3 protein-coding genes are annotated in these 1,654 nt (G+C 49.8%); all 3 read left to right on the top strand.

Annotated features, from left to right (window positions below; all coding sequences use genetic code 11):
• Positions 1 to 83: 83 nt before the first annotated feature.
• Positions 84 to 374: an IS66 family insertion sequence element accessory protein TnpA gene (tnpA, locus tag Q3O60_RS17540; protein ID WP_305895221.1), complete on the top strand. Its 291-nt coding sequence runs from the start codon at positions 84 to 86 to the stop codon at positions 372 to 374.
• Positions 375 to 376: 2 nt separating this feature from the next.
• Positions 377 to 733, top strand: a complete 357-nt coding sequence (gene tnpB / locus Q3O60_RS17535; protein ID WP_305895220.1) for an IS66 family insertion sequence element accessory protein TnpB — start codon at positions 377 to 379, stop codon at positions 731 to 733.
• Between the two features lie 92 nt (positions 734 to 825).
• The coding region (locus Q3O60_RS17530; RefSeq protein WP_305895219.1) for an IS66 family transposase at positions 826 to 1,654 on the top strand (829 nt) is incomplete at its 3' end.

Here is a 1,654-nt window from a genome sequence, read left to right as displayed (position 1 = left end):
TATGCGTAACACCAACCGCACATTCCAAGCCTAGCTAAATCTTCTTACCCTGTCTGATTCTACTACCAGACAAGGGTTCACACATGATCCGCAGAACAACCGAGCAGTGGCAAGCGCTGTTTGACCAGCATAAAGCCAGTGGTTTAACCCAAACCGAATTTGCAAAACAGCAGGGAATTGACCCGAGCTATTTTAGTTTTCGTAAGCGGCAGCTTCTCGCCTGGCAACAGGAAGACGATACCGGCTTTGTCGAGCTGACCACACAAGGCATGATACTCAATCAAAGCATTGTGTTGAAAAAGCGCGATGTCGAGCTGCACTTACCGCCCGGCACGGATGCCTTGTGGTTAGCTGCGTTGCTCCGGGCGCTTTAATCATGAAGATGTTTATCGACCCACCCAAAATCTACCTGCATAAACAGCCGGTGGATTTCAGAAAGTCTATCAATGGCTTGTCGCTGTTGGTTGAACAGGACATGCAGCAGTCGCCGTTTAGTGGCGCCCTATTTGTATTCTGCAATCGGCAACGTACCCGCTTAAAAGTGCTGTACTGGGATAATACCGGCTTTTGCCTGTGGTACAAACGGCTGGAAAAAGATAAATTCCGCTGGCCGCGTCTTATGCCCGGCAAAGTGTTATCCATCAGCGAACAGCAGTGGCACTGGTTGCTACAAGGTATCGACATCCAAAAACTGACACCCCATCAACCATTGCACTACCAAAGCGCTGGTTGATATGCGGATCCGCTATAAATCCCGGCGATCGCGCCAAAAATAATCTAAATCAGCACAGGCACTTAGTCGTATTGGCCGTTACAATAACGGCCATGAAAAAGACACCTAAATCCTTGCCAGACGATGTGGAACTGCTTAAGAAAATGCTGCTTGAGCAGACTGAAAAACTTGAACGTAAACTGGCACAAAAAGACAGACGCATCGCCAAATTAGAGCAGGTAAACCAAAAGCTCGAAGATAAGCTGCAGCAATTGCTGGAGCAGTACACCCTTGCCCAGTATAAAAAATACAGCCCCAGTAGCGAAAGCTACCAGGGCGATGGCGAGGTGCTGAACGAAGCAGAGCAGCTGGCTGACGAAGCGACAGCACAGCCTGAAGCGGCTCAGACAGAAGCAAAAAAACCAGTCAAACCACGCCGTCCACGTATTGCGGCCGAGCTGCCACGGGTAGGAGTTATCCACGACATTACCGATAAAACCTGTGCCTGCTGCGGCCATGCGCTGCACCGGATGGGCGAGGAAGTCAGTGAGCAGATTGAGTTTATCCCTGCCCAAATCCGGGTGATTAAAAACATCCGCCCTAAATACAGCTGCCGGGCGTGTGAAAATCAAGGCACGACAGTAGCCATTCAAATTGCCGATGTACCGCCGGCGATTATCCCTAAAAGCATGGCAACACCCAGCCTGCTGGCTCAAATAATCAGCAGCAAAATGCACTATGGCCTGCCGTTATACCGGCAGGAAAAAATGTTCGGCCAAGCCGGTATTGAGCTAAGCCGCCAAACCATGAGCCGCTGGTTAATTACCTGTGCTGATAAACTGGAACCACTGCTGGTGTTAATGAAAAACACGTTATTAGAGCAACCGGTGCTGTGGGCCGATGAAACGACCGTCAACGTGCTGGATGTAGAAAAAAGTACCT

The sequence above is a fragment of the Alkalimonas collagenimarina genome, from assembly GCF_030717845.1.
Taxonomy (GTDB): domain Bacteria; phylum Pseudomonadota; class Gammaproteobacteria; order Enterobacterales; family Alteromonadaceae; genus Alkalimonas; species Alkalimonas collagenimarina.
Note: the sequence above shows the minus strand (reverse complement) of the source record. Positions and strands in the feature narration are given on the sequence as shown.

What these genes read in the sequence shown, in the direction of transcription:
- tnpA (WP_305895221.1), top strand. Translation starts at nt 84, where the DNA reads ATGATCCGCAGAACAACCGAGCAGTGGCAAGCGCTGTTTGACCAGCAT.
- tnpB (WP_305895220.1), top strand. Translation starts at nt 377, where the DNA reads ATGAAGATGTTTATCGACCCACCCAAAATCTACCTGCATAAACAGCCG.